Source organism: Agrobacterium sp. ST15.16.024 (assembly GCF_027956545.1).
Lineage (GTDB): Bacteria > Pseudomonadota > Alphaproteobacteria > Rhizobiales > Rhizobiaceae > Agrobacterium > Agrobacterium cucumeris.
The window spans coordinates 1-25,427 of record NZ_JAQKGO010000004.1; the positions used below are offsets into that span (position 1 = coordinate 1).

The window sequence follows — 25,427 nt, forward strand, 5'->3', positions numbered from 1 at the left end:
AACTTGATTTCTTTAGAACGAAAGTCGTCGTCGCCAGCAGCGCCGCCGCCCTCGTTCAGTGAGCGGACTTATAAATCCATCACCTCAAACAAGTCAACACACCCATCGTCAAAAAACTGACATTTTTGCTAACTAACTGAAATCACTAACCACTTTAACAAAAATGACAACAAGACGCCGGAAAGGGCCGCCTTTCTGTAGCGACTGGTCCTGTTCCGGGAAACATGCCATAGGAACGGACAAGAGTTTCAGAAAGACTGGGCGCCCAAAGCCCCCCATAAAGCCAAGAATTGGAGAACCCGTGCGCATTCTCGATGAAGCCGTCATTCCCGAGCTGCCGAATTATTACCGTGGCAAGGTGCGGGAAAACTATGATCTGCCTGACGGCAACCGCATCATCATATCCACCGATCGCCTGAGCGCCTTCGACCGGATTCTTACATGCGTTCCTTATAAGGGACAGGTATTGACCCAGACGGCGCGCTACTGGTTCGAGCTGACGAAGGATATTTGCCCTAATCACGTGGTGAGTTATCCCGATCCGAATGTCGTCATCGGCAAGAGACTGGACATATTGCCGGTCGAGGTCGTGGTTCGCGGTTATCTGGCCGGCACCACCGGCACATCGATCCTGACCCTTTATAAGAAGGGTGAACGGCACATGTACGGCATGAGCCTGCCGGACGGAATGAAGGACAATCAGATTTTACCCGAGCCGGTGATCACGCCGACAAGCAAGGCCTTCGATGGCGGCCACGACGAGCCGCTGACACCTGCAGAGATCGTCGAGAAGAAACTTCTGACACAGGAGCAATGGGACACGCTGTCCCATTATGCACTTGCACTGTTCAAGCGCGGGCAGGAGATTGCCGCAAGGCAGGGCCTCATTCTCGTCGACACAAAATATGAATTCGGGACGGATGAAAACGGCAAGATCATTCTGGCCGACGAAATCCACACGCCGGATAGCAGCCGCTACTGGATGGCCGACAGCTATGAGGACAGCTTCCGCAACGGCACCCGGCCGGCGAGCTTCGACAAGGATTTCGTCAGGGCCTGGGTTGCCGAACGTTGCGACCCCTATAAGGACGAGGTTCCCGAGATTCCGCAGGACCTCGTCTTGCAGACCTCGAAGGTCTATATTGATGCTTACGAACGCATCACCGGACAGAGTTTCGTTCCCGACGATAGCGGTGAGACGCCGCTTGCAAGAGTACGCCGGAATCTGGAGCCCTTCTTCCCCGGAGTCTGACCGTGAGCAAAATGATAGAACAGGCGAGAAAGGTGGACAGGAAGAGCGATCGTCCTGTCAAACGCCGGCCCCGCCGTTCCGCCGAGGAAACCCGGCGGGACATTCTTGCCAAAGCCGAAGAACTTTTCCGCGAGCGCGGTTTTAATGCCGTGGCGATTGCCGATATCGCTGCAGCGCTTGGCATGTCACCTGCCAATGTCTTCAAGAATTTCAGCTCGAAGAATGCCTTGGTCGATGCCCTCGGCTTCGAACAGATAGGCGCTTTCGAACGGCAGATCTGTCCACTCGACAAAAGCCACGCACCGCTTGAGAGGCTGCGTCACCTCGCGCGCAACCTCATGGAACAGCACCACCAGGATCTCAATAAAAATCCCTATGTCTTCGAAATGATCCTGATGACCGCCAAGCAGGACATGAAGTGCGGAGATTACTACAAATCCGTCATCGTGAAATTGCTGGCTGAGATCATTGAGGACGGCGTCGAGACGGGAACCTACACCGCCACCAACATTCCCGGTCTGGCGGAAACCGTGCTCCACGCGCTGACCAGCGTCATACATCCCGTCCTCCTTGCCCGGGAAGATATCGGCAATTTAGCAACACGTTGTGACCAACTCGTCGATTTAGTCGACGCCGGATTGCGCAATCCGCTTGCTAAGTGACGATTCCCTATTTACGTCACCTTCTCGCAATTGCTTGCGAAGCGCCTAAGCCTGCGCTTCTATGCGCGTGGCGGTCCGGAATGAATGTGATGACGAAGGCCCCCAAGAAGGCCTTTCCCGTCTTAACCGTTCCTCCCGGGCGCGCATCCGCCGAGCGACATTGCGCTTATAGTTGAATGCGACCGATACGCAGGGAAGAACAATGAGCCGACGTATTTTACCCCTATTTGCTTCTTTGTGTGTAACCGCGGTCCTGGCAGGATGCAGCGATGGCGGTGAGAGCAGCCAGACCGCCGGTCAGGGTGCCGAGCGTCCGCCGTCTCCGGTCAGCATCATCCTGATGAAGAGCAGCGAATATCCTCTGACAACAGTGCTTCCCGGTCGCGCCAGCGCGTTCCAGACGGCCGAGATTCGTCCGCGCGTCACCGGCATCATCCGCGAAATTCCCTTCAAGGAAGGCAGTGAAGTCAAGCAGGGTGACGTTCTCTACCAGATCGAAGACAACACCTATCTGGCGGAAGTGGCGCAGGCCAAGGCAAGCGTGGCGAAGGCCGAAGCCAGCGTTCCAAGCGCCGAGGCGAACCTTGCCCGCTACGAACGGCTGGTCAACAGCGGCGCAACGCAGATCGAATATGAGAACGCCAAGGTGACGCTGCTGCAGGCACAGGCCGACGTGGCCCAGACCAAGGCGGCGCTGGAAACGGCTGAAATCAATCTCGATCTCACCAAGGTTCGCGCGCCTTTCGATGGCATCACCAGCGCCACCGCTTTCAGCATCGGCAACGTGGTGACGGCAAACCAGACGACGGCTTTGACGACGCTGCGCCGCATCGATCCGATCTATATCGATCTGATGGAATCCAGCATCAATCTTCTGCGTCTGAAAAATGCGATTTCGTCGGGCCAACTCGGCGGCGACACCAAGGAAACCGGCATTCATCTGACGCTGGAAGACGGCACCGAATACAAACATGACGGCAAGATCGACATGTCGGACATGGCGGTGAGCGAAACAACCGGCACTTTCTCCATCCGCGCCCTCTTCGACAATCCGGACGATCTTCTGCTTCCCGGCACCTATGTTCGCGCCACGCTGACCATCGGCAAGGAGAAGGGCTTCCGCATTCCGCAGCGCGCGGCAAGCCGCAACGCCAATGGCGAACTGACCGCAAAGTTCGTCTCGGCGGAAAACAAGGTGGAGACCCGCACCTTCCCGTCCAGCCAGCAATCCAACAACGCCTGGCTGGTGATGGAAAACGTCAAGGATGGCGACAAGCTCATCGTGGACGGCTTCCAGTGGATTGCCGACGGCGCAACTGTCGCGCCGGTGGAAGTAACCATCGACGATCGCGGTATCGTTGTTCTGCCGCAGCAAGCTCCGCCTGCCGCCGCCCCCTCGAAATAAGCATGAGCACGAAACCCTCGGTCGAAGCTCGTAAAAGGTAAGGCAGGACTGCCATGGCCCATTTCTTCATCCGGCGCCCCGTTTTTGCATGGGTTATCGCCATCGTCATCATGCTGGGCGGCGCGTTGGCAATCGCGACGCTCTCCATCTCGCAATATCCCGATATTGCACCGACGACGGTGCGCGTCAGCGCGACCTATAACGGCGCCAGCGCCGAAACAGTCGAAAAATCGGTAACGACGATCATCGAGGACGGCATGACCGGCCTCGACGACCTCACCTATATGACGTCGTCTTCCTCCACCGGCAGCGCCGAAGTGACACTGACCTTCGGTAACAGCATCATGCCTGACATCGCGCAGGTTCAGGTGCAGAACAAGCTGCAGCTCGTCCAGTCGCAGTTGCCTGATACCGTGCAGCAGCAGGGTATCCAGGTCAGCCGCTCCACATCGAGCATCCTGATGGTGGGGGCGCTGATCTCGACCGACGGCAAGCGCAATTCGGCCGATCTCGGCGACGTGTTCTCCTCACGCGTCGAAGACCAGATCAAGCGTCTGGAAGGTGTGGGCAGCATCAACGTCTTCGGCTCCGAATATGCGATGCGCATCTGGCTGGATCCGTTCAAGCTCAACAAATATCAGCTGACCACGGCCGACGTCACCGGCGCCATCCAAAGCCAGAACACGCAGGTTTCGGTCGGCTCGCTCGGCGCGGTGCCTGCCGTCAAGGGTCAGCAGCTCAACGTGACGGTAACGGCGCAGAGCCAGCTCACCACGGTCGCCGATTTCGAATCGGTGATCCTGAAAGTCGAAAAAGATGGCTCGACCGTCCGCCTCAGCGACGTGGCCCGCATCGAGATCGGCCAGGAAACCTATGGTGGCGATTCCCGCTCCAACGGCCGGCCTTCTGCCGGTTTCGCGGTCAATCTTGCCACGGGTGCGAACGCGCTCGATACGGCGGCGCGCGTAAAGTCGGCGCTCTCGGCCGTCGAGGGTTCGCTGCCCGAAGGCGTTTCGATCGAATATCCCTACGACACGACACCCTTCGTGAAGCTCTCGATCGAGAAAGTGGTGCATACGCTGATCGAAGCGATCATCCTCGTCTTCGTCGTGCTTCTGGTGTTCCTGCAGAACCTCAGAGCCACCTTCATTCCGATGATTGCCGTGCCCGTCGTGCTGCTCGGCACCTTCGGCATCCTTGCGCTGACGGGATACTCCATCAACACCCTCACCATGTTCGCCATGGTTCTGGCAATCGGCCTTCTCGTCGATGACGCCATCGTCGTTGTTGAAAACGTCGAGCGCATCATGTCGGAAGAAGGCCTGTCGCCGGTCGAGGCAACCGAAAAATCGATGGGTGAAATCACTGGCGCGATCATCGGCATCGCGCTTGTATTGACGGCCGTGTTCATTCCGATGGCCTTCTTCGGCGGATCGACGGGTATCATCTATCGTCAGTTCTCGATCACCATCGTTTCAGCCATGCTGCTTTCAGCGGTAGTCGCCATCGTTCTGACACCGGCACTCTGCGCCACGATGCTCAAGCCCATCGACCACCACAAAAAGCAGCGCGGACCCGGCGCGTGGTTCAATCGCGGCTTCGGCAAGACGACGGACGGCTATGTCTCCTCCATCGGCTACCTGCTGAAACGCCCCCTGCGTGTGATGATCCTCTTCGCAATCGTCATTGGCGGCTGCGCTTGGTTCTTCAGCAAGCTGCCAAGCTCGTTCTTGCCGCAGGAAGACCAGGGCGTGCTTCTGACGATCATTCAGACGCCGACCGGTTCGAACATCGAACGCACCAACGAGGTGGTGAAGCAGGTCGAGAGTTACTTCCGCGAAAAAGAAGCCGCCAATGTCGAATCGGTTTTCGGCGTGCTTGGCTTCAGCTTCAGTGGCTCGGGTCAGAACAACGCAATCGTCTTCACTAAGCTCAAGGACTTCGGCGAACGAACCGCGCCCGATCAGCACGCTGCCGCCATCGTGCAGCGCGCCATGGGCACCTTCTTCGGTTTCCGCGATGCGCAGGTCTTCCCGCTTCTGCCGCCAGCAATTCAGGGCATGGGTACATCGAGCGGTTTCTCGATGTATCTCGTGGATAGCGGCCGCAACGGCACTGACGCCCTGACTGCCTCATCCAAGGAACTGATCGCGCTTGCCACCGGCAATCCGAAGATCAGTTCGCTTCGAAGCGACAGCCAGGACAATGAAACGCAGATGAAGATCATTCTCGATCAGGAAAAGATGGGAGCCATGGGCGTCGATCTTGCCTCCGTGAATCTCATGCTGACGACGATCTTTGCCGGCCGGGATGTCAATGACTTCACGCTCAACGGCGAACTCAAGCCCGTCTATGTCCAGAGCGACGCGCCCTATCGCATGCAGCCGGACGACCTCAAGTTCTGGTATGCCCGCAACACCAACGGCGAAATGGTGCCCTTCTCCTCCTTCAGCGAGGTGAAGTGGATCAACGCGCCGCCGTCTCTGGCACGTTATAATGGTACGGGCGCAATCTCGCTTGAAGGTACCGCCGGGACGGGTGTCGCCTCCGGTGACGCCATGGACGAGATGGAGCGGCTGACGGCAAGCCTGCCGGGCGGCTACACCGTGGCGTGGCAGGGCATTTCCTACCAGGAACGTCTGTCCGGTTCGCAGGCGCCCATGCTTTACGCGCTGTCGGTGCTCATCGTATTCCTTTGCCTTGCCGCGCTTTATGAAAGCTGGTCCATCCCCTTCTCGGTCATCATGGCCGTGCCGGTGGGTGTGCTTGGCGCATTGACCGCAGCACATTTCTTCGGCCAGTCGAACGACGTCTACTTCAAGGTGGGCCTGCTGACGACCATCGGCCTTGCGGCGAAAAACGCGATCCTGATCGTCGAATTCGCCAAGGAAAGGCAGGAGCACGGCTTAACTTTGCTGGAGGCGACACTGGAGGCTGCCAAGCTGCGCCTGCGTCCGATCATCATGACGTCGCTCGCCTTTATCCTCGGTGTCGTACCTCTCGCTATTGCAACCGGGGCAGGTTCCGCGGCGCAAAATGCAATCGGTATCGGGGTGCTGGGTGGTATGCTTTCTGCAACACTGCTCGGAATTTTCTTCGTTCCGTCCTTTTTCGTCATCATTCGTCGCCTTTCAAGGCGTTAACAAAACAAAAATGGGCTGTGCCAACCGTTAATACGCTGCTAGAAATGTTGCCGATTTGGCAAATGCACGTTTCTACGGCATATCGACCGCGCAGCCCATTTGTCAGCAAGCCGCGCTCGGTAAGCCAACCTAGAGAATTGGGAAAATTATATGCTGTCTATTCGCGCTACTCTTCCCCTGACAATGCTGCTGCTCTCAGGCTGCGTTGTTGGACCCGACCACAAGACGCCGGAAGTTCAATTGCCGGGAAAGTTTGCGGAAGCCGGAAAAACCAGTAATGGCGACATCAGCAGCGTTGCATGGTGGACTGCCTTCAACGATGGCCGCCTGAACGGTTACGTTTCCACCGGCCTGGCGCAGAACCTGACCGTGATGCAGGCGATCGAACGTATCAATCAGGCGCAGGCCCAGGTGATCGTGCAGGGCGCCGGCGGCCTGCCAAGCCTGACGGGCAGCGGCAGCCACACGACCAGCGGAACCAAGGGCAGCTACCGTGACGTTCCCGTCACCAACGTGTCCAACGGCGGCCTCAGCGTTTCCTGGTTCCTCGACCTGTTCGGCCGCTACCGCCGGGCAACGGAAAGCGCCAATGCGTCGCTCGATGCCGCTTATTCTACCGTTGATGTTCAGCGCCTCACACTGATTTCGTCAGTCGCCGCAGCCTATATCGACGTGCGCTATTATCAGGAGCGTCTGGCGATTGCCCGTCAGAACCTGTCTTCCCGCCGCGAAACGCTTGATCTGACCAAGTTGCAGCTCGAAGCAGGTGCGGCCTCGCGTCTTGACGTCGTCCAGTCCGAAGGTCTGGTCAATTCCACGCTGTCACAGATCCCTGGCCTTGAAACCAGCTTCCGCAGGGCCGCGCATCGCATCGCGACCCTGCTCGGAATGCCGGCCTCATCGCTTATTACCGAACTGCAGAAAGGCGCACGCCAGCCTGTTGCGCGCGCAATTCCCCGCACCGGCATCCCGGCCGACCTGATCCGCAACCGTCCGGACATTCGCGTCGCCGAACGCAATCTTGCCGCTGCTGTCGCCACGATCGGTGTAAGCGAGGCTCAACTTTATCCGAGCATCGAGCTTGGTGGCGCGATCACCCCGAGCTACAATTTCCTGAGCGGCGGCGGTAGAGGAACGGCCAATAGCTGGTCCTTCGGTCCAAGCCTCACTCTTCCGATCCTTGATGGTGGCCGACTGCGCGCCAACGTCGACATCGCCAACTCGCAGGCGCGCGAACAATATCTCGTCTGGAAATCGACCGTTCTTAACGCGGTGGAAGAAGTCGAGAACGCCCTGGCCGCCGTCAATCGCGACCAGCGTACCGTCGATGCGCTGAGAAAGACCGTCGCCTCCTACCAGGAAGCGCTGCAACTCTCCACCGCCAGCTATCGTGATGGCGCATCGTCCCTGCTCGATGTTCTGGATGCTCAGCGCTCGGTCTCCGATGCGCAGGCAAACCTTGCCACGGCGATCCAGACGACAGCACAGGACTACGTGTCGCTGAACGTGGCGCTCGGCGGCGGTTATGCCGTTGGCCAGCCAGCCCCGAAGAAAGCAGCCGGCCCGACCCGGACCGCAGCGAAGGCCATGTAAGACACGCCACAAGGCAAACGAAAAAGCCCGCGTTTCGACGCGGGCTTTTTTATTGTTCCAGACATAAAAAAAGCACCGGTCACCCGGTGCTTTTTGTTTAACCCGTCACCAGGCTCAGTTCTTGGCGCGTTCCACGTAGGAATTGTCTTCCGTGGCGATGACGACGCGGATGCCGGCATCGATATGCGGCGGAACCATCGTGCGGATGCCGTTGGAAAGGATTGCCGGCTTGTAGGACGAAGAAGCCGTCTGGCCCTTCACAACCGGTTCCGTCTCCATGATTTCCAGCGTCACGTGGCGCGGCAGTTCAACAGCCAGCGGGTTGCCTTCGTGGATGGAAAGAACGCAGGTCATGCCTTCCTGCAGATATGCCTTCTGGTCACCCATCGTCTCGACATCAACCACGACCTGGTCATAGTTTTCCGGGTTCATGAAGTGGAAGCCTTCGCCGTCTTCATAAAGGAACTGGAAGTTCAGGTCTTCGACGAAAGCCCGCTCGACCTGTTCGGTGGTGCGCCAGCGCTCGGAGACCTTCGTGCCATCAACGATGCGGCGCATGTCCACCTGCGTAACCGGCGTGCCCTTGCCGGGGTGAAAGTTCTGCGCGGTAAGAACGACGTAAAGCTTGCCGTCCACGTCGAGAACATTGCCCTTGCGGACGGATGAGGCGATAACCTTGACCATATGACTTCCTTGTAACTCGATGAAATGCGTCGTAAAGGACTGCGCGGCAGCACCGGCCCCGGCAGACATTTTGTCTTTTTTCTGGGGCGCAACTACCTTAAATCCGCGCGAATTGCCAGCCTTCTACAGCAATTCGCCGAAGAGTGCCTAGCGGTTTTCCGCCCGGAATTGCTTTAAATGACGCGATCAGGCGTTTTGCGGGCCGTTTACCCGCAACAGGCGCCGCAGAGAAGACGGAAAAGAAGAGAAGATGCGTGCAAGCAACGAGACAATGTCGCCCTGGTGGACGCCCGACGTCCATGCCGACCGCCGCGCTTTTCTCATTGGCCGCAACGCGATCCAGTCGGCATTTCGCAGCCACTTTGCCCGCGCCGATTTTCTCGAGGTCGATACCGCCACCCTGCAGATTTCCCCCGGTAACGAGGCCCACCTGCACGCCTTTGCCACTGAGGGCCTGACGCCGGGCGGCGATGCCGTACCGCTCTATCTCCATACCTCGCCGGAATTCGCCTGCAAGAAGCTGCTCGCGGCCGGTGAAAAACGTATTTCCTGTTTCGCCCATGTTTACAGGAACCGGGAAAGAGGCCCCCTGCACCACCCGGAATTCACCATGCTGGAATGGTATCGGGTCGGTGAAACCTATGAGAGCCTGATGAAGGACAGCGCCGATCTTCTGGCACTGGCCGCTGAAACCACCGGCACAAAAAACTTCACCTATCGTGGCCGCAGCGTCGATCCGTTTCTGGAGCCCGAACGCCTGAGCGTCGCCGAGGCCTTCGAGCGTTATGCGGGAATAGATCTTCTGGCTACTGTCGACCGAAACGGCGAGACCGATGAGCGACATCTCGCCGCCAGCCTCACCAATGCCGGTATCCGCATCGCCGAAGATGACACCTGGGCGGATATGTTCAGCCGCGTCATCGTCGAGCGGGTGGAGCCGGAACTGGGTTTCGGCCGCGCCACTATTCTCGATGAATACCCAACCAGTGAAGCAGCCCTTGCCCGCAAGTCCGCGAAAGATGCGCGGGTGGCGGAACGTTTCGAGCTTTATGCCTGCGGCGTGGAACTTGCCAATGCCTTCGGTGAATTGACCGACGCTGCAGAGCAAAGACGGCGCTTCGAAATGGAAATGGCCGAGAAGCAGCGGGTCTATGACGAGACCTATCCGCTGGACGAGGACTTTCTGGCGGCTCTCGCCATCATGCCGCAAGCCAGTGGTATCGCGCTCGGTTTTGACCGGCTGGTAATGCTGGCAACCGGCGCTCCCCGCATCGATCTCGTCATGTGGGCACCCGTTGCGGAATATGGACGATGACAAGGCTTGAAACCATCAAGACACCGGAAGCGCTTGTCGAAGCGGGGCTGATCGAGGCCAGCGCGCTGGAAAGCCTGCGCGCGGTGACGCAGCGTTACGCGCTGGCGATCACGCCACCAATTGCCGACCTCATCGATAGCCGCGACCCACAGGATCCCATTGCCCGGCAATTCGTGCCGGATACGGCCGAACTTATCCACCTTCCCGAAGAACGGGACGATCCGATCGGCGACGACGCCCATAGCCCCGTGCATGGCATCGTTCACCGTTATCCCGACCGGGTTCTTTTAAAGGCAGTGCATGTCTGCCCCGTCTATTGCCGTTTCTGTTTCCGTCGCGAAATGGTCGGCCCGCAGGGCAACGGCATGATGAGCCCGGAGGAGCTGGACGCCGCATTCGACTACATAAAAGCCAACCCGGCCATCTGGGAGGTGATCCTCACCGGCGGCGATCCGCTGGTGCTCTCGGCGCGACGCCTGTCCGATCTGATGAAGCGGTTAAAAGACATACCGCATGTGAAGATCGTTCGTTTTCATACCCGCGTGCCGGTCGTCGATCCTGAGCGTATCGACGGGCCGCTTATCGAAGCCCTGAAAGCCAGCGGCAAGACCACCTATGTGGCTCTGCACGCCAATCACGCACGCGAACTTGGCGACGAAGCCAGAAGCGCCTGCGCGCGGCTGATTGATGCCGGCATAGCCATGGTCAGCCAGACGGTGCTTCTGAAGGGCGTCAATGACGACCCCGCAACTCTGGCCGAGCTTATGCGCGCCTTCGTTGAGACCCGCATCAAGCCCTATTACCTGCACCATCCAGATCTTGCGCCCGGCACCAGCCATTTCCGGCTATCGATCGAAGAAGGCCAGCGAATCGTTTCCGCTCTGCGGGGAAATCTCTCCGGTCTCTGCCAGCCGACCTATGTTCTCGACATACCCGGAGGCCACGGCAAGGCGGCAATTGGCTCAAATGCGGCCGAAAAAACCCGCGATGGCTGTTATTCCATATCTGATTTCAACGGAAACGATCATATTTACCCGCCGCGGACAGCTGGCAGCAATTAAAAAAAACATAAAAAGCCCGCTATGCCGGGCTTTTGCGGCGGCCCCCAACGAAAACAAAAATTTCACAATTCCGCCCCTCTCCTGTCATCATAAAGAAAAATATTCTACCTATAACAATCAGCATTGATTTTCGTGCAGGTCTGGATTATCAGTGTGTAACTGGAGAACGAGTCTCCTGATTCCGGACCAACACCAATTACAGGGAGTGTGTCATGTCAAAATATATCAACATTAACGCAATCCTTGGTCTTGTGTCTTGGAATGCTGGATTTAAATCCACGTGTTCCCGCTGCTGTCGAATGTGACTTAACGGTCTCAATTTCCTGAAATTCAGTTCGACAACATGCTGTGAATTAGCCACAGCGGGAGTATATCTATGCAAAAGCAAGTTATTGAATTCGCTGGCGAACCCGTCGGCATCGTCATACCGGACAACGACCGGTTGAAGTTCATCGCGGTGAAGTTCCACGTTCACGATCTGGACGAACAAAAGTTCGACAGTGCCGATGACGTGCGGATCGCAATCCGTGATCTCGTACGCAACCGGAATCTGGCCGCGGCCTGATGCCGGAAAACCATCGCCTGCTCACAGAACCGTCAAAACCAGAGCGCGCCAAATATCGGACCCCAAATTGCGGGCCGATGGCGCGCTTTTATTTTGCATGACAGTTTGCTGCAGGGTGTATCAAAACACACCCATCCGCTGATCTGAAAAGCCCCGATAAGGCCTTCCCGTAAAAAACACACATCTAGCTTCGATGAAGCGGCGGGCACCCCCGGGAAGCCCGACCACCGCCTTCACAGCGATGATATCAATGCGTGAATGCTTATCCGCGTCAGAACGCGGTGAAGGTCAGCGTCGTCAGCGAGCGGACGATCCCTGGAATATTGACGATGTTCTGGTTGATGAACTTGCCAATATCCTCTTCCTGCGGAAGATAGATTTTCAGCAGCAGATCATATTCGCCACTGGTGGAATAAAGCTCGGAAACCAGTTCGGTTTTATAGATGGCGTCGGCGACATCATAGGTCTTGCCGGGCTCACATTGAAGCTGAACAAAAATGGGCTTCACGGACATCTCCCGTATTGGAACTTTCGGTGTGTGGCATCTGGCGCCACGCGTCATGGCGCACTATTGGCTGAGCCGCAGCAGACTTGCAAGACCGCCCGCCGGTTTACGCCGAAAACGCTCCCGGCCCACGTGCCGCCTCGGCAACGATCCAGCGCCGGAAGCTCTCAAGCGGCGCATAACCGGCGCGATCAGGCATGCAGGCAAGATAATACGCCTCTTCGCTTTCCACTTCCCCCGCAACAGCCGCTACCAGACGCCGGCTTCGTAACTCCTCCTCGATCATGAAGGAAGGAATGAGCGATACGCCGAGCCCCGCGCCTGCAGCTTCGGCAATGGTGGTGAACTGATCGAAGAGCATGCCGTGCACATTGTCAAAACGCACATCATGGCTGCGAAACCATTGTTCCCAGGCATCCGGCCGTGTCGTCATGTGCAGCAGCGGTACCTGCAACAGATCGCCCGGCCTTGAAAGTCCATGGCGCTCCCGGAAGGCCGGGCTGCATACCGGGACGACCTTTTCATGCATCAGGAAAACCAGCTCGGTGCCCGGCCAGTGCGGCAGGCCGAAATGGATCGCCGCATCGACGGTATCGGTCCGAAAATCGAACAGTGACGACCGCGTTAAAAGATTGACCGAAACACCCGGATGCCGGGCGATGAAATCGGGAAGGCGCGGCACGAGCCAGCGCGTGCCGAAGCTGGGCAGAACACCGAGATTAAGCGTGCCGCCATCCGGGTTGGCGCGCAGATTAAGTGAAGCGGTCGATATGCGCCGCAGGGCCTCGCGAATTTCCCGCGCATAACCCTCCCCCGCCCTTGTCAGCCGGATCGTCTGCCGTTCGCGGAGAAACAACGCCACACCAAGCTGTTCTTCCAGCGCCAGGATTTGCCGGCTGACTGCACCCTGCGTCAGGCCGAGTTCCCTCGCCGCAGCGGTAACACTGCCCGCCCGCGAAGCGGCTTCGAAGGCCGCCAGCAGCGAAAGCGATGGCAGAAAACGGCGCGGCGGCAGAACCATATTCCCTCCCGGAATGAACTCTTGACGATATGTCGATATTCAACAGGCGCGACCGCTTGTAAAGTCTCATAAACAAGGGCTTGTCACTCATACGAAAAACAAATGAACTGGCCCGGAATATGGTGGAACGATGTATAACGACCCCCGCTCGCACGGCCTCTGGGAAAAGACCGCGCCGCAGCCGCCCGTAACGCCCGCCTTGCAAGGCTCGGCGGTTGCCGATGTTGTCATTGTCGGTGGCGGTTTCACCGGGCAATCCGCCGCCCTGCATCTTGCTGAAAGAGGCGTGGACGTCGTCCTTCTCGAGGCTAAGGAAATCGGTTTCGGCGGCGCAGGCCGTAATGTCGGCCTCATCAATGGCGGCATGTGGGTCATGCCCAGGAAATTGCCGGGTGTACTGGGCGAGGTTTATGGGGAACGTCTTCTCGACCTTCTGGGCGACGCGCCGCTGCTCGTCCGCACACTGGTGGAAAAACACGAGATTCCCTGCGAGATCGAAAAAAACGGCACCTTACATTGCGCCGTCGGCGAGAAGGGCCTCACCGAAATTCGCGAGCGTTGTGAACAATGGGCTGCGAGGGGCGCGCCCGTGCGTGTTCTCGATGCCGATGAAACGGCAAGGCGCACCGGTAGTACGGCTTATTCCGGCTCTCTTCTGGACACCCGCGCCGGCACGATCCAGCCGCTTGCCTATGTTCGTGGTCTCGCCATCGCCGCACAAAATGCAGGTGCAAGGCTGCACACTGCAAGCCCCGTGGTGGCGACCGAACGCAGCGGTGGACAATGGGTGGTGAAGACGCAGCAGGGATCGGTAACCGCCAACTGGATCGTCGTGGCCACCGAAGCCTATAGCACCGGCCCGTGGCAGATTGTCCGTGACGAACAGACCTACCTGCCCTATTTCAACTTCGCCACGAAACCGCTCGGCGACAACCTTAAAAAAAGCCTTTTGCCGGGCCGTGAGGGCTGTTGGGATACGAAGGAAATCCTCTCATCCTTCCGCATGGACAAGGCCGGCCGACTGGTGTTCGGCAGTGTCGGCGCCCTGCGTGGCACCGGCGCCGCCATTCACCGGGCCTGGGCGAAACGCTCACTGAAGCGGCTCTTCCCGCAGCTCGGGGATACGGAATTCGAATGTGAATGGTATGGCCAGATCGGCATGACCGACAATGCCGTGCCGCGCTTTCACAAATTCGCAGACAATGTCGTCGGCTTTTCAGGCTATAACGGCCGTGGTATCGCGCCCGGCACCGCCTTCGGTAAGGTAATTGCACAGCATATTCTGGGTGACATAACCGAAAGCGACCTGCCCCTGCCGATAACGGAACCCAAGGCACAGGCTTTCCGTGCGGTGAAGGAAGCTTACTACGAAGCGGGCGCACAGATCGCCCATTTCGCCGGCGAACGTTTCTGATCGGATATGCGGGCAGTTATGCCTGCAATGTCGGGCACAGGTCAGAACATGACGAATGACAAGTTTTCGAACTTTTTTCACTGACCGCGCCAGCCAAAGCTGCGGCCTTTTTCCCAACCCATCGATATATTCTTGAAAATATAATGATTGCCCTATAGGCCTATCGATATATTCACCAGAATATCTCGAAACGGGGGTAACAGACCATGAGACTTTTGCGTCGCAGCTTCTTCAAAACCATTGCCGCCGCCACCTCCTTCTGGGTGGCAGCTTCCTTTGTGGGTGTTCCGGCCCATGCCGCCGAAAAAGTTACGGTCTTTGCTGCCGCGAGCATGAAAAACGCGCTCGACGCCATCAATGCCGAATGGGCAAAGGAAAGCGGCAACGAAGCGACCGTTTCTTATGCCGCAAGCTCCGCGCTCGCCAAGCAGATCGAGCAGGGCGCGCCGGCGGATATCTTCATTTCCGCTGACCTTGCATGGATGGACTATGTCGCCGAAAAGAAGCTGATCAACGCTGACAGCCGCTCCAATCTTCTCGGTAACCGCATCGTTCTCGTCGCTCCCGCAGACAAGGCAAAGCCGGTCGATATCAAGCAGGGCTTCGATCTTGCTGCTCTCGTGGGTGAAGGCCGTCTGGCCATGGGCGCGGTCGATTCCGTTCCCGCCGGCAAATACGGCAAGGCCGCTCTTGAAAAGCTCGGCGCCTGGTCTTCGGTTGAAAAGAAAGTCGCCGGCGCTGAAAGCGTGCGTGCCGCCCTGCTGCTCGTCTCGCGCGGCGAAGCACCCTACGGTATCGTTTACCAGACCGACGCAGCCGCCGATCCGGGCGTAACGATTGTCGGCACCTTCCCGGAAGACAGCCACCCGCCGATCATCTACCCGGTCGCCATTCTCTCAGAAGCAAAGTCCCCGGCAGCAAAGGCCTATCTGGACTTCCTGAAGTCGGCCAAGGCAACGCCCTTCTTCGAAAAGCAAGGCTTTACCGTTTTGAAATAAGCTTGTCTCAGGCCCACCTCCCGGTGGGCCATGAAACTTGACGATTGCAGGATATGGCATTGCATTGGTGGACACTCAGCCCTGAAGAATGGACGGCGATCAGGCTCAGCCTGTGGGTGTCCTCCATCGCCATGCTTGCCAGCCTGCCCTTTGGCATTGCGGTGGCCGTGGCGCTGGCCCGCGGCCGCTTCTGGGGCAAATCGCTGCTGAACGGCATCGTCCACCTGCCACTCATTCTGCCGCCCGTCGTCACCGGCTTTCTGCTGCTCGTTCTCTTCGGCCGCAGGGGCGCCATCGGGCAATTTCTCGATACTTATTTCGGCATCGTCTTTTCCTTCCGCTGGACCGGTGCAGCGCTCGCCTGCGCCGTCATGGCCTTCCCGCTGATGGTGCGCTCCATCCGCCTCTCCATCGAGGCGGTGGACCGCAAGCTGGAAGAGGCAGCGGGTACCCTGGGGGCAAGCCCGTTCTGGGTGTTCCTCACCGTCACGCTCCCCCTGACACTCCCCGGCATCATCGCCGGCATGATCCTTGCTTTTGCCAAGGCCATGGGCGAATTCGGCGCGACCATTACCTTCGTTTCAAACATTCCGGGCGAGACCCAGACGCTTTCCGCCGCCATCTACACCTTCACGCAGGTGCCCGGCGGCGATGCCGGTGCATTGCGACTGACCATCGTTTCCGTCGTGATTTCCATGCTCGCCTTGCTCGTCTCGGAGTTTCTGGCCCGTATCATTGGCAAACGGGTGAGCATGGAATGACGCTTTCAGTCTCAACTCACCACCGCCTCGGCTCCTTCGAACTTGACGCGTCATTTGCCTCCGAAGGCGGCGTGACCGCACTCTTCGGGCGCTCCGGCTCCGGCAAGACATCGATGATCCGCATCATTGCCGGCCTGCTGCGGCCGGATGAAGGAAAAGTCTCGCTCGACGGCGAAGTACTGGCCGATAGCGGAAACCGGCTGTTCCTGCCGGCCCACAGACGCCGTTTTGGTTATGTCTTTCAGGAGGCGCGGCTCTTCCCGCATCTCAGCGTGGCGCAGAACCTGAATTATGGCAGATGGTTCACCCCAGACAAAACGAAGGTCGCACACGATGACCGTATCGTCGACATGCTCGGCATCGGCCATCTCTTGCAGCGCCGTCCGAACAAACTCTCAGGCGGCGAAAAACAGCGCGTTGCCATCGGCCGCGCCTTGCTTTCTTCCCCCAGACTGTTGCTGATGGACGAACCGCTCGCCTCGCTGGATGAACAGCGCAAGGCCGAGATCATTCCCTATCTCGAACGGCTGCGCGACGAGACGAAAATTCCGATCGTCTATGTCAGCCATTCCATCCAGGAAGTCGCCCGCCTTGCCGACCGCATCGTGGTGATGAAAGACGGTAAGGTGGAGGCGCAGGGAAATGCGGCCGATGTGCTGGGGAGACCCGATTTCAGCAGCCATCTGGAGCGGCGGGAAGCGGGCAGCATCCTGTCAGGACACATCGAAAGCTTCGATGCACGGCACGGGCTTGCCGCCGTAAGGCTCAGCACAGCGCTGCTTCAGGTTCCGGCAAAAATGGGAGCACCCGGCAACCCTGCACGGGTGCTGATACCAGCTCGCGATGTCATGCTGGCTTTGGTGAAACCCGAAGGCCTCAGCGCGCTCAACATTCTCGAAGGCCATATCGCAGATATCTCGGTCAGCGAGGACGGCATGGTGACGGTTCAGGTGGATTGCGGTGGCGATATCATCCAGTCGCGCATCACCGATCTCTCGCGAGAACGCCTGCAACTGGAGCCCGGCAAACCGGTGCACGCAATCATAAAATCGGCGGCTCTCGATCCCTATTGACGGCACCCTCGGGATTGCGGTTGGCCTCCAGCCACTCAATATCCTGACGCAAGACCTCGGTCATCCGCCTTTCCATGCCGCGATAGCGCTCAAGCAGTTCCGTGCCGAAGGCAGTCAGCGCCGCCCCGCCACCCTGCTTGCCGCCGCGCTGCGATTCGATCACCGGCTGCCCGAACATATGGTTCAGCGCATCGACGAGCAGCCATGCGCGGCGATAGGACATATCCATTGCCCGCCCGGCGGCCGAGATCGAGCCTGTCTCAACAATCAGCTCCATCAACTCGATTTTGCCGTGGCCCAGGCGCTCCCCGGGAGGGAAGTCGATGCGAAGGACGGGTTTCAGCGGTACTCTCGTTTCGTTCATCGCTCAACGGTCCTGCCCATGAAGATCGCGATAGGCCTTTTGTGCGCCCGCCACCGGCAGTGCCGTCGCCGCATGGACACCGCGCGCCACCGCCCGCGCCATCACGATTGTGGCGAGATAGCAGAGTTCGGCGAAATGAACGCCGCCTTCAAGTGGTTTGTCGCCGGTCGCAGCCGCGAACATGGTGTCGCCGTCGCTCGGCAAATGGGCGGGCAGAATCGCACGCGCCAGCCCGTCATGCGCCATGATGGAGAGGCGATGCGCCTGCGCCTTTGTAAGTGTCGCATCAGTCACGACAGCGCCGATGGTCGTCGCGGTGAGATTGACCCCCTTGAGCCGCAGCGCGGTATGGTCCGGTTCAAAACGTTCCGGAAAACCGCAATCGCCGAATTCGCCCTGCATTTCAAACGGCGCGGACCAGAAATGACGGCTTGTGCCAACAGTAGCGGAACCCAGCGCATTGACCGCGACGATGGCCGCCACCTTATAGCCGCCGGAACTGATGGCGCTGGCCGAACCGAGGCCACCCTTGAAGGTGGCGGTCGTCGCGCCCGTTCCTGCGCCAACCGTTCCGAGTTCAAACGCCGCGCGGCCTGCCGCCTTGAAGGCCGCATATCCCATCTCGCGATAAGGCGAATGCAATCCCCACTCCTTGTCGCCGCCGTTTAGCAGATCCATCAGGATCGCCTGCGGCACGATGGGCACGCGGGTGGAACCTACCTGCAACCCGCGGCCGATCTTCCGCAACCCGGCCTGAACCCCGCCCGCCGCATCCAGCCCGAAGGCCGAACCGCCGGAAAGTACCAAGGCATCCACCGTTTCAACCGTCATCGCTGGATCGAGCAGGCCAGTATCGCGCCCACCGGGCGCACCGCCGAGAACCGAGCCGGAGGCGATGGCAGGCTTTTCGAAAACAATCGCCGTGACGCCGGAGCCGAGGGAGAGATCGGTGACATTGCCGACCGAAACGCCGTCGATATCCGTGAGAAGATTGTTGCGTGTCGCCATGCCGTTCCCCTTTGCTCCCGGTATCCCGCCGCGGCCGGGCACTGTCAACGCAAAAAGGTGACGTGCCCCGCCTCTGGCAAAAGCCGCGATCAGGAGAAAACCGCTGTCCCGATAACAGGTGTCGAGGGAACGGCCATATCCCGTGGTTCCAGCGGCCCGGACAGAAATGCCAAGTGGCCAGCCTCTATCGCACGGGCAAAAGCCTCCGCCATACCGACCGGTTCACGTGCCCCGGCAACCGCCGTATTGAGCAAAACAGCGTCATAGCCAAGCTCCATCACCGTCACCGCATGTGACGGCCGGCCGATACCGGCATCGACGATCAGCGGCACATCGGGAAACCGCGCCCGCATCGATTTCAGTGCCGTCAGGTTAAGCGGTCCCATGGCGCTGCCGATCGGCGCGCACCAGGGCATCAGCACCCTGCAGCCGGCCTCCAGCAGCTTTTCGCCCACGACAAGATCATCAGTCGTATAGGGAAAGACCTCAAAACCCTCGTCGCAGAGGATTTTTGCCGCCTCCACCAGCGCAAAGACATCCGGCTGCAAGGTATCGTGATGACCGATGACTTCCAGCTTGATCCAGTTCGTACGAAACACCTCACGGGCCATCTTCGCCGTCAGCACCGCTTCCTTCACGGTGTGGCAACCGGCGGTATTGGGCAGGATATGGCGGTCCAGTTCGCGGATCAGCTCGAAGAACTGACCGCCTTGCTTGCCGCCCGCCATTTCCCGACGCAGCGAAATCGTCAGAATATCGGTATTGCTGGCCCGCACCGCATGGGCAAGCACGGCGGGCGACGGATAACGCGCCGTACCGAGCAAAAGACGGGACGAGACCTCGCGGCCATAGAGCGTCAGCATGGCCTCAGCCTCCCTGCATCGGCGAAAGGATTTCGACACGGTCGAACGCTTTCAGCAAATAATCGGCGCGCTCTTCCGAATGCACCAGATCGCCGTTGACCGCCGTCGCCAGCCACTCGCCCTCATATTCGAGGCTGGCAAGCAGGCCGGCCAGCGTCTCGGCGGCGAGATCAAGCTCGTCGCCATTCACCAGAAGTTTCATGATCCTGTTCCTTTTGAATAAGAGTTTGGCAGACGATCCCGGCCGCATGCCGCGCCATCGCCGGCGAGAGCAGAAAGCCATGCCGGTAAGCGCCGTTGATGAAGACGGTCCGCCCGTCCTCGGTCACGTCAGGCAGATTGTCGGGATAGGCGGGGCGCACGCCCGTGCCGGTCTCGATGATTTCCGCCTCCGCAAAAGCCGGATGCACCGCATAGGCGGCATTGAGGAACTCCATCATCGAACGGGCGGAAATGGCGCCCGCATCTTCCGTCTCGATCATCGTCGCACCCACCATGAAACGGCCGGGCTCACGCGGCACAATGTAAAGCGGAATGCGCGGATGCAGCAGCCGGACAGGACGGGAGAGGGAAATCTCTGGCGTGCCGAGATAAAGCATCTCTCCCCGCACACCGCGAAGGTTGGAAATTACTCCCACCGCCGCAGGTCCGGTGCAATCCACCACCCGGTCGAATCGCTGTTCATCCACCGAAACGCCCATATGAAACGGCACACCCATGGCGCAAAGCCGCTCATGCAGCGATTTCAAAGCAAGGCGCGGATCAAGATGTCCCTCGCCCGGGAAGTAAAGTCCGGATCGGAATCGGCCGGCAAGATCAGGCTCCAGAGCGGCGATTCCCCCCTCATCCACCCAGCGATAACCAGTGGTCCGCGATGCGAAACGAGACAGCTCCGCCTTGTCGCGGGCAGGCGCGACCACCAGCGTGCCGTTACGGACTACAAGGCCGGGAGCCGCGTCGTCCCACCAACCAAGCGCCACCTTACCGAGCGTCAGAACCACCTCTTGAGCACTTTCACGCTCGCACCAAGGCGCCAGCATGCCGCCCGCATAGAACGACGCCCCGCGCGAAGGCTCGGAATTGCGCTCCGAGACCTCGACAGCAACACCGCTCCGCGCCAGCTCGAGGGCCGCCGTCAATCCGGCGACCCCCGTTCCCTTGACAAGGACGCGCATTTTATTCGGCATTCGCAGGCGTCGGCAGCGGCATATAAAGCTCGCCGCCTTCCTTGAAGCGCGCGGCCATGGCCTCCAGCCCCTCCTTCTGCGCCTCGGCGCGGATATCATGGGAAATCCGCATCGAGCAGAATTTCGGCCCGCACATGGAGCAGAAATGCGCGACCTTGTGCGCCTCCTTCGGCAGGGTCTCGTCGTGGAAAGACCGCGCCGTATCCGGGTCGAGCGACAGGTTGAACTGATCTTCCCAGCGGAATTCGAACCTTGCGCGCGACAGCGCATCATCCCGCACCTGTGCCGCCGGATGGCCCTTGGCAAGGTCGGCGGCATGGGCGGCGATCTTGTAGGTGATGACACCGACCTTAACGTCGTTACGGTCAGGCAGGCCGAGATGTTCCTTGGGCGTGACGTAGCAGAGCATCGCGGTGCCGAACCAGCCGATCATCGCCGCACCGATGCCTGACGTAATGTGGTCGTAACCGGGTGCGATATCGGTCGTCAGCGGTCCAAGCGTATAGAAGGGCGCCTCGCCGCAGGTCTTCAGCTGCTTGTCCATGTTTTCCTTGATCTTGTGCATCGGCACATGGCCGGGGCCTTCGATCATCACCTGGCAGTCCTTCGCCCAGGCGATCTGCGTCAGCTCGCCCAACGTCTCCAGCTCGGCGAACTGAGCCGCGTCGTTGGCATCGGCAATCGAGCCGGGGCGCAGACCATCGCCCAGCGAGAAGGAAACGTCATAGGCGCGGCAGATGTCGCAAATCTCGTCGAAATGCTCATAAAGAAAGCTCTCGCGATGATGATGCAGACACCACTTGGCCATGATCGACCCACCGCGCGAGACGATGCCGGTAACGCGGTTGACGGTGAGCGGAATGTAATGCAGCCGCACGCCGGCATGGATGGTGAAATAATCCACGCCCTGCTCCGCCTGCTCGATCAGGGTGTCGCGAAACACCTCCCAATTCAGATCCTCGGCAATGCCGTTGACCTTCTCCAGCGCCTGATAAAGCGGCACCGTGCCGATCGGCACCGGCGAATTGCGGATGATCCATTCGCGGATATTGTGGATGTTGCGCCCGGTCGAAAGGTCCATGACGGTATCCGCACCCCAACGGATCGCCCAGACCATCTTCTCCACCTCTTCCGCCATGGAGGAAGTGACGGCGGAATTGCCGATATTGGCGTTGATCTTCACCAGAAAATTGCGCCCGATGATCATCGGTTCAAGTTCCGAATGATTGATATTGGCAGGAATGATGGCCCGACCCGACGCCACTTCCTGCCGAACGAATTCCGCCGTCACGTAGTCAGGGATATGCGCGCCAAAGCTTTCGCCATCGCGCACCAGCTTCTCCTTGGCCGCCTCGCGCCCGAGATTTTCGCGGATGGCGATGAATTCCATTTCCGGGGTGATGATACCGGCTCGCGCATAGGCAAGCTGTGTCACCGCTTTGCCAGCAGTCGCCCTGAGTGGCTGGTGGCGCACGGAAAATTCGGGCGTCAGGCGCTCACCGGTGGCAAAGCCGTTATCCTCCGGTTTGACGTGCCGACCCTCGTAAGCCTCGACATCACCACGTGCCACAACCCAGTCGTGACGCATTCGCGGCAGACCCTTTTCGATTAGAACGGGATATGTGGGATCGGTATAGGGGCCGGAGGAATCATAAACCGTTACCGGCGGTTCGCCTGCCGTCGGGTGGACGGCGATCTCGCGCATCGGCACGCGAATATGCGGATGTAAAATTCCTGGCTTGTGGATTTTCGTGGAGGCGGCATGCGGCCCGGTGGTGACCGACAGTGGGATATTCTTGGCAGCGATATTCATCTTGAGGCTCCAAAGTTTGACAGTGGAGACCCAGTTCGAGCCGGAATGATGGAAAATACCGCAGCGCCGACAGCGCAATGCACACGCCAGCCGACATCAGGTTTTTGCACCGTCCCTACGCCAGTATGAACTGGATCAGGTTCAACGGGTCACTGCGCATGAAAGCAGAATCTCAGCCCCTTGACGGGACACCCCTGGTGAATGGCCACAGGAAAAAACACCGGCCGCCTTTTGTCAAGGCCGCCGATCAACGCTTGGCAAAGGTGCGGGAATGGCGCATGCTGCCGTTAGTTGTAATTAACCTAACGGTTTAGGTGAATATTATCGTTTGCGACATAACGATAAGCACAAACCTTCCTAATGTTAATTTCATTGGAGATACGTCGGAATGAATGCGACTATTCGTGAAATACTGGCAAAATTCGGCCAGCTTCCCACCCCCGTCGATACGATTGCAGATGAAGCAGATCTTTATGCGGCAGGCCTTTCTTCCTTTGCATCGGTGCAACTGATGCTGGGTATCGAAGAAGCATTCGATATCGAGTTTCCCGACAATCTGCTGAACCGCAAGTCCTTCGCCAGCATCAAGGCCATTGAAGACACCGTTAAGCTCATTCTGGATGGTAAAGAGGCTGCCTGATGAACGTGACCGTAGCGCCGCAGGATGAAACGCTGTCCGCGCGCGCGGGCCGTGTCGCGACCATTGCAGCCAAACATGCCGACGAGGTGGATGTCACCGGCCGCTTCCCGCAGGAAGCTGTCGATGCGCTGCGGCAGGAACGCCTGCTGGGCATCCAGGTCCCCTCCTCGTTGGGCGGTGAAGGCGCATCCCTGCAGCAAATCGCCGATATCTGCGCGCGGCTCGGCCAGGCCTGTTCGGCAGCGGCGATGATTTTCGCCATGCATCACATCAAGCTGTCCAGCCTGGTGGAACACGGCGAGGCAAGCGCATGGCATGCGGGCTTCATGCGCCGCATCGCCGGCGAACAGCTTCTGCTCGGCTCCGCCACCACCGAAGGCGGCATTGGCGGCAATCTGCGCAATTCCATCTGCGCGATCGAGGTCGATGGCGATAGCTGCCGGCTGGAAAAGGATGCCACCGTCATTTCCTACGGCAGCAATGCCGATGCGATCCTCATCACCTCGCGCGCCCACAAGGACGCCGCGCCGGCCGATCAGGTGATGACGGTTTTCCTGAAAAACCAGTATACGCTCGAAAAGACCCATATCTGGGATACGCTCGGCATGCGCGGCACCTGTTCGGACGGCTTCCTGTTCCGCGGCGAAGCGCCGGCGGCGCAGATTTTCCCGAAGCCTTTCGCGGAAATCGCGGCACAATCCATGCTTGCAAGCTCGCATCTCCTGTGGAGCGCCGTATGGTATGGCATCGCCTCAGACGCGGTGCTGCGCGCGCAATCCTTCGTCAGGGCCGCGGCCCGCAAATCGCCCGGCACCGCCCCTCCCGGCGCGATACGGCTTGCCGAGGTCTCCACCAAGCTGCAGGTGGTGAAATCCAATATCATTGCCGGCATCAAGGCTTATGAGGACACCAAGAGCGATGCCGAAAAGCTGATGTCCATGGCTTTTGCTGTCGCCATGAACAATGTGAAGATCTGCTCTTCGGAAACCATTCTCGAGATCATCGATCACGCCATGCTGGTCTGCGGCATCATGGGCTACAAGAACGGCACGCCCTACAGCCTCGGCCGGCATCTGCGCGATGCGCATTCCGCCCGGCTGATGATTTCCAACGACCGTATTCTCGGTAATTCCGCCAATCTCCTGCTGGTTCACAAGCAGGACACCAGCCTCTTGGGATAAGAACATGGACATGCAAACATCGTTTCTCGATCGATTGTTCGAAGAAGGCCTGCTGATTGAAACGGGTGTGGACGGCCTTTATGGACGTAGCGGCCAGTTCGAGGACGTGATTGCCGCATTCGAGCGGCTGATCGACCGCACGGGCGCCGCCGATGGCGCCGAAGCGATCCGTTTTCCGCCCGGCATCAACCGCGCCCATTTTGAAAAAAGCGGTTACATGAAGAGCTTCCCGCAGCTGGCCGGCACGGTTCATTCCTTCTGCGGCTGTGAGCTCGACCATGTCAGCCTGCTGAAGACCATGGATGAGGGCGGCGACTGGACCAAGGACCAGAAAGCAACAGACATCGTGCTGACGCCGGCAGCCTGCTATCCGCTTTATCCGACGATCGCCAAGCGCGGCGCGCTGCCTGCCGGCGGTGGTCTCTATGACATCCAGTCCTATTGCTTCCGCCATGAGCCCTCCAAGGATCCGGCCCGCCAGCAGCTTTTCCGCATGCGCGAATATGTTTGCATGGGCACCGAATCCGACGTCACCGAATTCCGCCAGACCTGGATGGACCGTGGCGTGGAGATGATGAAAGCGGTCGGCCTCGACGTCACCATCGACGTCGCCAACGATCCTTTCTTCGGCCGCGCCGGCAAGATGCTCGCCAACAACCAGCGCGATCAGAACCTGAAATTCGAACTGCTGATCCCGGTCACATCGACGACCAACCCGACGGCCTGCATGAGCTTCAACTACCATCAGGATGCCTTCGGCCAGAAATGGGGTCTGAACCTCGCGAACGGCGATGTCGCCCATACCGCCTGCGTCGGTTTCGGCCTTGAGCGTATCGCTCTGGCGCTGTTTGCGCATCATGGTCTGGATGTGAAGAAATGGCCTGCAAAGGTCGTGGAAACCCTCTGGGGCTGATTATCC

Annotated in this window: 24 protein-coding genes and 1 riboswitch; of the genes, 15 read left to right on the top strand and 9 right to left on the bottom strand. The window is 59.0% G+C overall.

The annotated features are described in order from the left end of the window. Window positions 1-301: 301 nt before the first annotated feature. From PL640_RS14805 to PL640_RS14825, 5 genes are all read left to right on the top strand, one after another. Complete coding sequence (locus tag PL640_RS14805; RefSeq protein ID WP_271362438.1) at window positions 302-1,252, top strand: phosphoribosylaminoimidazolesuccinocarboxamide synthase; 951 nt, start codon at window positions 302-304, stop codon at window positions 1,250-1,252. Between the two features lie 2 nt (window positions 1,253-1,254). Then, window positions 1,255-1,914: a TetR/AcrR family transcriptional regulator gene (locus PL640_RS14810; RefSeq protein WP_271362439.1), complete on the top strand. Its 660-nt coding sequence runs from the start codon at window positions 1,255-1,257 to the stop codon at window positions 1,912-1,914. 202 nt (window positions 1,915-2,116) lie between these two features. After that, on the top strand, window positions 2,117-3,319 hold the full coding sequence (locus PL640_RS14815; protein ID WP_142842364.1) for an efflux RND transporter periplasmic adaptor subunit: 1,203 nt from the start codon (window positions 2,117-2,119) through the stop codon (window positions 3,317-3,319). A 53-nt stretch (window positions 3,320-3,372) separates the two neighbouring features. Continuing rightward, window positions 3,373-6,462 (top strand): efflux RND transporter permease subunit, encoded by a 3,090-nt coding sequence (locus tag PL640_RS14820; RefSeq protein ID WP_142842363.1) that lies wholly within the window; start codon window positions 3,373-3,375, stop codon window positions 6,460-6,462. 150 nt (window positions 6,463-6,612) lie between these two features. After that, the gene (locus PL640_RS14825; RefSeq protein WP_271362440.1) at window positions 6,613-8,055 is read left to right on the top strand and encodes an efflux transporter outer membrane subunit; all 1,443 of its coding nucleotides are present in this window, start codon (window positions 6,613-6,615) and stop codon (window positions 8,053-8,055) included. Between the two features lie 114 nt (window positions 8,056-8,169). On the opposite strand, the gene efp is transcribed toward PL640_RS14825, so the two are convergent. Further along, complete coding sequence (gene efp, locus PL640_RS14830; protein WP_142842361.1) at window positions 8,170-8,739, bottom strand: elongation factor P; 570 nt, start codon at window positions 8,737-8,739, stop codon at window positions 8,170-8,172. 250 nt (window positions 8,740-8,989) lie between these two features. Here efp and epmA point away from each other — a divergent pair, with 250 nt between their 5' ends. The 3 genes from epmA to PL640_RS14845 all read left to right on the top strand — a co-directional run bounded on the left by epmA (window position 8,990) and on the right by PL640_RS14845 (window position 11,680). After that, a complete protein-coding gene (gene epmA / locus PL640_RS14835; protein WP_271362441.1) occupies window positions 8,990-10,054 on the top strand; it encodes an EF-P lysine aminoacylase EpmA in 1,065 nt (354 codons plus the stop codon). Continuing rightward, the gene (locus PL640_RS14840) at window positions 10,051-11,115 is read left to right on the top strand and encodes a lysine-2,3-aminomutase-like protein (RefSeq protein WP_271362442.1); all 1,065 of its coding nucleotides are present in this window, start codon (window positions 10,051-10,053) and stop codon (window positions 11,113-11,115) included. Before epmA ends, PL640_RS14840 begins: the two co-directional genes overlap by 4 nt. 376 nt (window positions 11,116-11,491) lie before the next feature. After that, on the top strand, window positions 11,492-11,680 hold the full coding sequence (locus PL640_RS14845) for a hypothetical protein (RefSeq protein ID WP_045019798.1): 189 nt from the start codon (window positions 11,492-11,494) through the stop codon (window positions 11,678-11,680). A 271-nt stretch (window positions 11,681-11,951) separates the two neighbouring features. Here PL640_RS14845 and PL640_RS14850 read toward each other — a convergent pair whose 3' ends face one another. Both PL640_RS14850 and PL640_RS14855 read right to left on the bottom strand, forming a co-directional pair. After that, entirely contained in the window at window positions 11,952-12,188 is a 237-nt protein-coding gene (locus PL640_RS14850) for an Lrp/AsnC ligand binding domain-containing protein (RefSeq protein ID WP_003521320.1), read from the bottom strand. Between the two features lie 103 nt (window positions 12,189-12,291). Then, the gene (locus PL640_RS14855) at window positions 12,292-13,206 is read right to left on the bottom strand and encodes a LysR family transcriptional regulator (protein ID WP_271362443.1); all 915 of its coding nucleotides are present in this window, start codon (window positions 13,204-13,206) and stop codon (window positions 12,292-12,294) included. A 130-nt stretch (window positions 13,207-13,336) separates the two neighbouring features. On the opposite strand from PL640_RS14855, the gene PL640_RS14860 reads away from it, so the two are divergent. The 4 genes from PL640_RS14860 to modC all read left to right on the top strand — a co-directional run bounded on the left by PL640_RS14860 (window position 13,337) and on the right by modC (window position 17,452). Further along, entirely contained in the window at window positions 13,337-14,620 is a 1,284-nt protein-coding gene (locus tag PL640_RS14860; protein ID WP_271362444.1) for an NAD(P)/FAD-dependent oxidoreductase, read from the top strand. Window positions 14,621-14,826: 206 nt separating this feature from the next. Further along, window positions 14,827-15,618, top strand: a complete 792-nt coding sequence (gene modA, locus PL640_RS14865; RefSeq protein ID WP_269701321.1) for a molybdate ABC transporter substrate-binding protein — start codon at window positions 14,827-14,829, stop codon at window positions 15,616-15,618. A gap of 53 nt (window positions 15,619-15,671) precedes the next feature. After that, window positions 15,672-16,379: a molybdate ABC transporter permease subunit gene (gene modB / locus PL640_RS14870; RefSeq protein ID WP_065116060.1), complete on the top strand. Its 708-nt coding sequence runs from the start codon at window positions 15,672-15,674 to the stop codon at window positions 16,377-16,379. After that, window positions 16,376-17,452 carry a molybdenum ABC transporter ATP-binding protein gene (gene modC / locus PL640_RS14875; protein ID WP_271362445.1) on the top strand — a complete coding sequence of 359 codons (1,077 nt, stop codon included), beginning with the start codon at window positions 16,376-16,378 and terminating at the stop codon, window positions 17,450-17,452. Before modB ends, modC begins: the two co-directional genes overlap by 4 nt. On the opposite strand, the gene PL640_RS14880 is transcribed toward modC, so the two are convergent. The 6 genes from PL640_RS14880 to thiC form a co-directional block, all read right to left on the bottom strand. Then, window positions 17,421-17,816, bottom strand: coding sequence for a winged helix-turn-helix domain-containing protein (locus PL640_RS14880; protein ID WP_271362446.1), 396 nt, complete (start codon window positions 17,814-17,816; stop codon window positions 17,421-17,423). The genes modC and PL640_RS14880 overlap by 32 nt on opposite strands. 3 nt (window positions 17,817-17,819) lie before the next feature. Beyond that, window positions 17,820-18,824 carry a P1 family peptidase gene (locus PL640_RS14885; protein WP_271362447.1) on the bottom strand — a complete coding sequence of 335 codons (1,005 nt, stop codon included), beginning with the start codon at window positions 18,822-18,824 and terminating at the stop codon, window positions 17,820-17,822. Window positions 18,825-18,913: 89 nt separating this feature from the next. Next, a complete protein-coding gene (locus tag PL640_RS14890; RefSeq protein WP_271362448.1) occupies window positions 18,914-19,687 on the bottom strand; it encodes a thiazole synthase in 774 nt (257 codons plus the stop codon). Window positions 19,688-19,691: 4 nt separating this feature from the next. Continuing rightward, window positions 19,692-19,889, bottom strand: a complete 198-nt coding sequence (gene thiS, locus PL640_RS14895; protein ID WP_065114209.1) for a sulfur carrier protein ThiS — start codon at window positions 19,887-19,889, stop codon at window positions 19,692-19,694. Further along, on the bottom strand, window positions 19,858-20,862 hold the full coding sequence (gene thiO / locus PL640_RS14900) for a glycine oxidase ThiO (RefSeq protein ID WP_271362449.1): 1,005 nt from the start codon (window positions 20,860-20,862) through the stop codon (window positions 19,858-19,860). Before thiO ends, thiS begins: the two co-directional genes overlap by 32 nt. Before the next feature lies 1 nt (window position 20,863). Further along, entirely contained in the window at window positions 20,864-22,687 is a 1,824-nt protein-coding gene (gene thiC / locus PL640_RS14905) for a phosphomethylpyrimidine synthase ThiC (protein WP_271362450.1), read from the bottom strand. A 94-nt stretch (window positions 22,688-22,781) separates the two neighbouring features. Beyond that, window positions 22,782-22,893: riboswitch (TPP riboswitch) on the bottom strand. 182 nt (window positions 22,894-23,075) lie between these two features. Between thiC and PL640_RS14910 the strand changes: the two genes are divergently transcribed. Genes PL640_RS14910 through PL640_RS14920 form a run of 3 tightly spaced genes read left to right on the top strand, consistent with a single transcriptional unit; the run spans window position 23,076 to window position 25,421 of the window. Continuing rightward, a complete protein-coding gene (locus PL640_RS14910; protein WP_003504852.1) occupies window positions 23,076-23,327 on the top strand; it encodes an acyl carrier protein in 252 nt (83 codons plus the stop codon). Beyond that, on the top strand, window positions 23,327-24,508 hold the full coding sequence (locus PL640_RS14915) for an acyl-CoA dehydrogenase family protein (RefSeq protein WP_271362452.1): 1,182 nt from the start codon (window positions 23,327-23,329) through the stop codon (window positions 24,506-24,508). The genes PL640_RS14910 and PL640_RS14915 overlap by 1 nt, the downstream gene beginning before the upstream one ends. Window positions 24,509-24,512: 4 nt before the next feature. Then, on the top strand, window positions 24,513-25,421 hold the full coding sequence (locus tag PL640_RS14920) for an amino acid--[acyl-carrier-protein] ligase (protein ID WP_174030470.1): 909 nt from the start codon (window positions 24,513-24,515) through the stop codon (window positions 25,419-25,421). The last annotated feature ends 6 nt before the right edge of the window (window positions 25,422-25,427 follow it).

Bases quoted from the DNA above. Each gene is read 5' to 3' on its own strand.
- PL640_RS14815 (WP_142842364.1), top strand. From the start codon at position 2,117: ATGAGCCGACGTATTTTACCCCTATTTGCTTCTTTGTGTGTAACCGCG.
- PL640_RS14820 (WP_142842363.1), top strand. From the start codon at position 3,373: ATGGCCCATTTCTTCATCCGGCGCCCCGTTTTTGCATGGGTTATCGCC.
- PL640_RS14825 (WP_271362440.1), top strand. From the start codon at position 6,613: ATGCTGTCTATTCGCGCTACTCTTCCCCTGACAATGCTGCTGCTCTCA.
- efp (WP_142842361.1), bottom strand. From the start codon at position 8,739: ATGGTCAAGGTTATCGCCTCATCCGTCCGCAAGGGCAATGTTCTCGAC.
- epmA (WP_271362441.1), top strand. From the start codon at position 8,990: ATGCGTGCAAGCAACGAGACAATGTCGCCCTGGTGGACGCCCGACGTC.
- PL640_RS14840 (WP_271362442.1), top strand. From the start codon at position 10,051: ATGACAAGGCTTGAAACCATCAAGACACCGGAAGCGCTTGTCGAAGCG.
- PL640_RS14845 (WP_045019798.1), top strand. From the start codon at position 11,492: ATGCAAAAGCAAGTTATTGAATTCGCTGGCGAACCCGTCGGCATCGTC.
- PL640_RS14855 (WP_271362443.1), bottom strand. From the start codon at position 13,206: ATGGTTCTGCCGCCGCGCCGTTTTCTGCCATCGCTTTCGCTGCTGGCG.
- PL640_RS14860 (WP_271362444.1), top strand. From the start codon at position 13,337: ATGTATAACGACCCCCGCTCGCACGGCCTCTGGGAAAAGACCGCGCCG.
- modA (WP_269701321.1), top strand. From the start codon at position 14,827: ATGAGACTTTTGCGTCGCAGCTTCTTCAAAACCATTGCCGCCGCCACC.
- modB (WP_065116060.1), top strand. From the start codon at position 15,672: ATGGCATTGCATTGGTGGACACTCAGCCCTGAAGAATGGACGGCGATC.
- modC (WP_271362445.1), top strand. From the start codon at position 16,376: ATGACGCTTTCAGTCTCAACTCACCACCGCCTCGGCTCCTTCGAACTT.
- PL640_RS14880 (WP_271362446.1), bottom strand. From the start codon at position 17,816: ATGAACGAAACGAGAGTACCGCTGAAACCCGTCCTTCGCATCGACTTC.
- PL640_RS14885 (WP_271362447.1), bottom strand. From the start codon at position 18,824: ATGGCGACACGCAACAATCTTCTCACGGATATCGACGGCGTTTCGGTC.
- PL640_RS14890 (WP_271362448.1), bottom strand. From the start codon at position 19,687: ATGCTGACGCTCTATGGCCGCGAGGTCTCGTCCCGTCTTTTGCTCGGT.
- thiS (WP_065114209.1), bottom strand. From the start codon at position 19,889: ATGAAACTTCTGGTGAATGGCGACGAGCTTGATCTCGCCGCCGAGACG.
- thiO (WP_271362449.1), bottom strand. From the start codon at position 20,862: ATGCGCGTCCTTGTCAAGGGAACGGGGGTCGCCGGATTGACGGCGGCC.
- thiC (WP_271362450.1), bottom strand. From the start codon at position 22,687: ATGAATATCGCTGCCAAGAATATCCCACTGTCGGTCACCACCGGGCCG.
- PL640_RS14910 (WP_003504852.1), top strand. From the start codon at position 23,076: ATGAATGCGACTATTCGTGAAATACTGGCAAAATTCGGCCAGCTTCCC.
- PL640_RS14915 (WP_271362452.1), top strand. From the start codon at position 23,327: ATGAACGTGACCGTAGCGCCGCAGGATGAAACGCTGTCCGCGCGCGCG.
- PL640_RS14920 (WP_174030470.1), top strand. From the start codon at position 24,513: ATGGACATGCAAACATCGTTTCTCGATCGATTGTTCGAAGAAGGCCTG.